The 6,404-nt window shown below is 71.4% G+C and carries 4 protein-coding genes; 2 read left to right on the forward strand and 2 right to left on the reverse strand.

Annotated features, from left to right (window positions below; genetic code table 11):
* A partial coding sequence (gene pulA / locus FPZ41_RS43950; RefSeq protein ID WP_152870200.1) for a pullulanase-type alpha-1,6-glucosidase occupies positions 1-3,246 on the forward strand: 3,246 nt, incomplete at its 5' end.
* A 60-nt stretch (positions 3,247-3,306) separates the two neighbouring features.
* Positions 3,307-3,663 carry a 5-carboxymethyl-2-hydroxymuconate Delta-isomerase gene (locus tag FPZ41_RS43955; protein ID WP_152870202.1) on the forward strand — a complete coding sequence of 119 codons (357 nt, stop codon included), beginning with the start codon at positions 3,307-3,309 and terminating at the stop codon, positions 3,661-3,663.
* Positions 3,664-3,696: 33 nt separating this feature from the next.
* On the opposite strand, the gene FPZ41_RS43960 is transcribed toward FPZ41_RS43955, so the two are convergent.
* Both FPZ41_RS43960 and FPZ41_RS43965 read right to left on the reverse strand, forming a co-directional pair.
* On the reverse strand, positions 3,697-4,419 hold the full coding sequence (locus FPZ41_RS43960) for a TetR/AcrR family transcriptional regulator (protein ID WP_152870203.1): 723 nt from the start codon (positions 4,417-4,419) through the stop codon (positions 3,697-3,699).
* 91 nt (positions 4,420-4,510) lie between these two features.
* Positions 4,511-6,404 (reverse strand): hypothetical protein (locus tag FPZ41_RS43965; RefSeq protein WP_152870206.1); only part of this gene is annotated, 1,894 nt, incomplete at its 5' end.

The raw sequence follows: 6,404 nt of genomic DNA on the forward strand, positions 1-6,404 counted from the left end.
CCCGAGATCCCCACCGCCTCCTCCCGCGACTACGCGATCGTCCACTACAAGCGCGCCGACGGCGACTACGACGACTGGGGCCTGTACGCCTGGGGCGACCTCGCCGACGGGGAGGGCACCACCTGGCCCGACAGCCATCCCTTCACCGGTCGTGACGCGTACGGCGCCTTCGCCTACGTCAAGCTCAAGCCGGGCGCCTCGACCGTGGGCTTCCTCGTCATCGACAAGGACGGAAACAAGGACGTCGCCGCGGACCGTTCGATCGACGTCACGAAGACCGGTGAGGTGTGGATCGAGCAGGGCGAGGAGGCCGTACGGACGGAGAAGCCCACGGCCGGCTATCCGGAGCAGGACACGACCAAGGCCGTCCTGCACTACCAGCGCGCCGACGGGGACTACGACGGCTGGGGCCTGCACGTGTGGACCGGTGCCGCGCAGCCCACGGACTGGTCGAAGCCACTGCAGCCGGTGCGGACCGATGCCTATGGCGCGGTGTTCGAAGTGCCGCTCACCGACGGGGCCACCAGTCTCGGTTACATCATCCACAAGGGCGACGAGAAGGACCTCCCCACCGACCAGTCGCTCGACCTCAAGGCCCTCGGCCATGAGGTGTGGCTCCTGAACGGGCAGGAGAAGTACCTGCTTCCGCAGCCGGCCGGCTCCGCCGCCGCCCTCGACCTGACCACCTCCAAGGCGGTCTGGATCGACCGGAACACCGTCGCCTGGAACGGCAGCGACACCGCTGCGTCCACCCAGTTGCTGTACTCGTCAAGCGGCTCCATCGAGGTGCGTGACGGCAGGCTGACCAGCGACGACGAGCGCTGGCTGCGGCTGAACAGGGCCGGCCTCAGCGACGCCCAGAAGGCGAAGTTCCCGCACCTCAAGTCGTACACCGCCTGGTCGGTCGACCCGCGCGACCGCGACCGGGTGCGTGAGGCCCTGCGCGGCCAGGTCGTGGCCTCGCAACGGGCCGCGAACGGCGCGGTGCTCGCGGCGACCGGCGTCCAGATCGCCGGAGTGCTGGACGACCTGTACGACGGGACCGGCGCCGGCCTCGGACCGGTCTTCCGCGGCGGCCGTCCCACGCTCGCCGTGTGGGCGCCCACCGCGCAGTCCGTGTCCCTGGACCTCGACGGCACCCGCGTGGCCATGAAGCGGGACGACACCACCGGCGTCTGGGCCGTCACCGGCAACAGGTCCTGGCAGGGCAAGCCGTACCGGTACGTCGTCAAGGTCTGGGCCCCGAGCGTGGGGAAGATCGTCACCAACCACGTCACCGACCCGTACTCGCTCGCCCTGACCGCCGACTCCGAGCGCAGCCTCGTCGTCGACCTGGGCGACCCGTCACTGGCCCCGAGCGGCTGGTCGTCGTACCGGAAACCCGACGCGGTGCCGCTCAAGGACGCGCAGATCCAGGAGCTGCACATCCGGGACTTCTCGGTCGCGGACAGCACCGTGCCCGCGCAGGACCGGGGCACCTACCTCGCCTTCACCGACAAGGACAGTGACGGCTCCGAGCACCTGCGGAAGCTCGCCGCGTCCGGCACGTCTTACGTGCACCTGCTGCCTGCCTTCGACATCGCCACCATCCCCGAGAAGAAGGCGGACCAGACGACCGTCGACTGCGATCTCGGCTCGTACGCCGCCGACTCCGGCGAACAGCAGGAGTGCGTGGCGAAGGCCGCCGCGAAGGACGCCTACAACTGGGGCTACGACCCGTACCACTACACGGTGCCGGAGGGCTCGTACGCGACCGACCCGGACGGCACCCGGCGCACGGTCGAGTTCCGGAAGATGGTCAAGGCGCTCAACGACGACGGACTCGGGGTCGTGATGGACGTGGTCTACAACCACACCACCGCCGGCGGGCAGGCCGCCACCTCCGTGCTCGACAAGGTGGTGCCCGGCTACTACCACCGGCTCCTCGCGGACGGCTCGGTGGCCACCTCCACCTGCTGCGCGAACACCGCGCCCGAGAACGCCATGATGGGCAAGCTGGTCGTGGACTCGATCGTCACCTGGGCCAGGGAGTACAAGGTCGACGGGTTCCGCTTCGACCTGATGGGGCACCACCCGAAGGCCAACATCCTCGCCGTACGCAAGGCACTTGACGCGCTCACCCTCGACAAGGACGGCGTGGACGGCAAGAAGATCATCCTGTACGGGGAGGGCTGGAACTTCGGCGAGGTCGCCGACGACGCCCGGTTCGTCCAGGCGACGCAGCGGCACATGGCGGGGACGGGCGTCGCGACCTTCTCCGACCGGGCGCGTGACGCCGTCCGCGGCGGCGGCCCCTTCGATGACGACCCGGGGGTGCAGGGCTTCGCCTCCGGGCTGTACACCGACCCCAACTCGTCGGCGAGCAACGGGAGTCCGGCCGAGCAGCGGGCGCGGCTGCTGCACTACCAGGATCTGATCAAGGTGGGGCTCAGCGGCAACCTGGCGTCGTTCACCTTCACCGACACCAGCGGCAAACGGGTCAAGGGCTCCGAGGTCGACTACAACGGTTCGCCCGCCGGTTACTCCGACGCGCCCGGCGACGCCCTCGCCTACGCCGACGCCCACGACAACGAGTCACTGTTCGACGCGCTCGCCTACAAGCTGCCGAGATCCGCGAGCGCGGACGACCGGGCCCGGATGCAGGTCCTCGCCATGGCCACGGCCGCCCTCTCGCAGGGCCCCGCGCTCTCCCAGGCCGGCACCGACCTGCTGCGCTCCAAGTCGCTGGACCGCAACTCGTACGACAGCGGTGACTGGTTCAACGCCGTCCACTGGGACTGCCGCGACGGCAACGGCTTCGGACGCGGGCTGCCGATGGCTGCCGACAACGAGTCCAAGTGGCCCTACGCCAAACCCCTGCTGACCTCGGTCGCGGTGGGCTGCGAGCAGATCCGGGGGACCTCGGCCGCCTACCGGGACCTGCTGCGCATCCGCACGGCCGAAGACGTCTTCTCGCTCGACACCGCCGACCAGGTACAGGCTTCGTTGACCTTCCCGCTCTCCGGCAAGGACGAGACACCCGGCGTCATCACCATGAAGCTCGGCGACCTGGTTATCGTCCTCAACGCGACCCCCGAGCGGCAGGAGCAGCGGATCGCGGACCTGGAGGGGACAGCGTACGCACTGCACCCGGTCCAGGCCGCGGGCGCGGACCCCGTCGTCCGGACCTCGTCGTACGCGGCGGAATCGGGGACGTTCTCCGTTCCGGGGCGTACCGTCGCGGTCTTCGCCCGGGGCACGCGGTAGGGCGTCGGTGCCGGCCCCGCGGTTAGGGTGAGCCCAACCGGTCCCACCACAGGAGTGTTCATGCCGCAGATCACCGTCGACTACTCAGCGCGCCTCTCCGAGGGCTTCGACCGGCGCGGTTTCGCGCTCGCCCTGCACGACGCGGTGGTGGGGATCGCTGCCGCGAAGTACGAGGCGTGCAAGACGCAGTTCCGTGCGACCGAGGACACGACCGTGGGGCGGGACGAGGACGGTCATGTGGTCGTCCATGTGACGCTGGGGTTGCTGGCGGGGCGTACGGACGAGACGAAGGCGCGGCTCACCGAGGCGGTGCTGGAGCTGCTCCGCACCTATGTGAAGCCCGGTACGGGGGCGGCGTTGCACGCGTCGGCCGAGGTGCGGGATCTTGACGCGTCGTACCGGAAGTTCGACGCGTAGTCGCGCCGTACGCCGCCCGCCGGGGAGCGCCTTCTACCGGGGCGCTCCCAGTGCCACCAAGCGGCCCACCAGGTCCGTGAACGGGCCGTCGGTCGGCTCGTCCCCCAGCATGCGGCGCAGCAGCTCCGCCATCTCCTCGTCGTGCGCGGCGCTCACCGCCGCCAACGCGGCGAAGTCGTGGACGAGTTGCACCTCGAGTTCCCCCCGCGGGATGCGGCGGCCGTCCAGCCAGATCAGCGCCGTGGACTCGGCGAGGGAGATCCAGGAGCGGATCACCAGCTCCAGCCGGGCCGGCGGGTCCTCGATTCTCAGGTGGGCGAGGATCTGGTCGTACGCGGCCTGGCGCACGCCGTCGATGAGGGCGTTGGTGCGGGAGACGGCGTCCCGGGAGCGGGGTCCGTCCCCGGGGACCGCCGGGCCGCCGCGCATCAGGGCCGAGAAGCCGGGCCCGTGCTCCTCGACGAAGTCGAAGTAGCGGCGCATCACGCGCAGCAGCCGGGCACCCAGGGGGCCCTCCTGCGGTTCCAGGAAGCGGGCGGCCAACTCGTCGGAGGCGCGCTTCAACGCGGCTTCGTAGAGGCTGAGCTTGCCGGGAAAGTAGTGGTAGACCAGCGGTCGCGAGATGCCTGCGGCGGACGCTATCTCGTCGATGGAGACCTCGTCGGGTGAGCGTCGGCTGAACAGTTCAAGGGCGACGCCGATCAACTGCTGCCGCCGCTCCTCGACTCCCATTCTGCGGCGAACCCCGGTTGTCATACGGACACCCTACCGATCGGATTCGGCCTCCAACGGACCAGATCGGTCAAGATTGTTCACGGCTTCGGTGCAAACCGGTCACCGAACGCGCTCACCTCAGCCCAGTGATCGGCCGGCTGTCGGCCAGGGTGCCCTTCAACTTGGCCTCCGCACCCCGCTTCGCGCGTACGGTCAGCACATTGCCCTGGGCGGTGGCGCTGATCCCGCCCGTCGCGGTGACCGAGGTCGTGTCCTGGCTGCCGGCGGCGAGCAGGTACCAGGTGCCCGTGCCCGACTTCCACAGCACACCGGCGAGGAGGTGCGGGTCACGGGCGCCACACGCGGGGGAGTCGTCGGCCTTGGCGGCGACCGCTCCGAACCGTGCGGCCGGCGCGTGGAACTGGGCCAGCACCCGTGTGCCGCCACCCCGCCAGGTCTCGGCCCGCGTGCACACCCAGGACGCCGTCCCGGTCGCGTCGGGCAGCGGCTGCTGGGCGTACTGCCAGGCGTTCACGGAGCGCACGCCCTGCGCCCGCGCGGCGGCCAGCGAGCAGGCATACGGTGACCAGGTCCCGAGCTCCTTCGACGCATCGCGAGGCGCGGACGGCCGCCCGGTGGTCAGGCGCGCGGGGGTCAGCTCGGCGAGGTCGGTCAGCAGCCGGGAGCCCGACGCGCCGCTCAGCTGGAGCACGTTCCACGAACGGCACGCGCCCTGTTGCAGCGCGGGGCTCGCGAACGCGCCCGTCACCCCGTCCCCCGCCACCGGCAGCACCGACGTCCCGCCGGCCGGCTTCATCAGGTCCCGCACGGTCACCCTCGTCACCCAGGGCGCCATCAGATAGCGGACGTTGCCGTCGGCCCGGTCGAGCACCACCGCGCTCGCCTCGGCCCCGGTCGCCCCGTCCACCCGCGCGAAGTCCAGCGCGGCCCCGCCCGTGCCCTCCTTCGGTTCGGCATACCGCGCGACGCGCAGCCCGTCGTACAGCAGCACGACGCGTGCGGAGTCGACCACGCCCGCGTACAGCAGCTGCGGCGGTCCGGGCGGGGCGCCGGCCGGGGTGCCGGGGGTCGCCGAGACCTGGACGGACTCTCCGGGCCGCGCCCACACGGCGAGCGCGCGCCGGAGCAGAGTCTTGTCCTCGGTGAGCGTTCCGCGTGCGGGCCACACGGAGAAACCGGTGCGCGTGGAGGTCTTCCAGGCGGATGCCGACGCAGTCGTCAACCTGCCGGGGTCCAGGGCGGCTTCGGCGGCCGGGTTCCGCGCGTACGGGGGTGCCGCGGCCCCATCGGGGCCCCAGCCGTCCCCGGGCATGACGAGCAGCGCCCCGCACACGAGTGCCGCCGCCGTGGCGGCGAGCGCGGCCTTCATGTGCTGTCGGCGCCGCATCAGATCGGTGGGCCTGGCCTGGAGCGAACAGGGGTCGAACTCGGAGGAGCCGAGCAGGGCGTCCTCGGGCGGAACGCCGCCCGCCTCCTTCAGAGCGGTCCCCGAGTCCTCGACCCCGGCCGCGTCCAGCACCTTCCGTACGTCGGCGTCGTTCAGCTTTTCCAGGCCCCGCAGGACGTATGCGGCCCGTGCGGGGCCCGAGAGGGCCGACAGGCGCTGGTCCAGGGCGAGTTCGTCGGCGCCCCCGGAGCGGGGGAACAGACGCAGGCCCCACACCTGCGGCAGCAGCGGGGGCAGTTGTGAGCGCTTGGGCCAGGGCCGGAGCCTCAGTGGGTGGCCGGCCTCCAGTGCCGTACGCAGGACCTGGAGGCGGACATAGCCGTAGCCCGGGCCGCCGTCGCTTCCCGTCGCCGGTGCCGGGATCACGGACTTCGCCGAACGGCCCCGGGGAAGTGCCCGCTGGGTGAGGGCGTGCGCCGTCAGGACGCGGCGGGTGCGGCCGAGGGCGGGCGGCAGTACGAGGTAGGCGAGCCGGACGAGTCGTGGGTAGTGCTCGACGAGCGCGGCCTCGGCCTGTTCGATGGCGACGGCCGGTTCGGTGGCGGGGGCTGGGGGGCGT

Origin of the sequence: Streptomyces acidicola, from assembly GCF_009377235.1 — a bacterium.
Classification (GTDB): Bacteria; Actinomycetota; Actinomycetes; order Streptomycetales; family Streptomycetaceae; genus Streptomyces; species Streptomyces acidicola.

Bases quoted from the DNA above. Each gene is read 5' to 3' on its own strand.
- FPZ41_RS43955 (WP_152870202.1), top strand. From the start codon at position 3,307: ATGCCGCAGATCACCGTCGACTACTCAGCGCGCCTCTCCGAGGGCTTC.
- FPZ41_RS43960 (WP_152870203.1), bottom strand. From the start codon at position 4,419: ATGACAACCGGGGTTCGCCGCAGAATGGGAGTCGAGGAGCGGCGGCAG.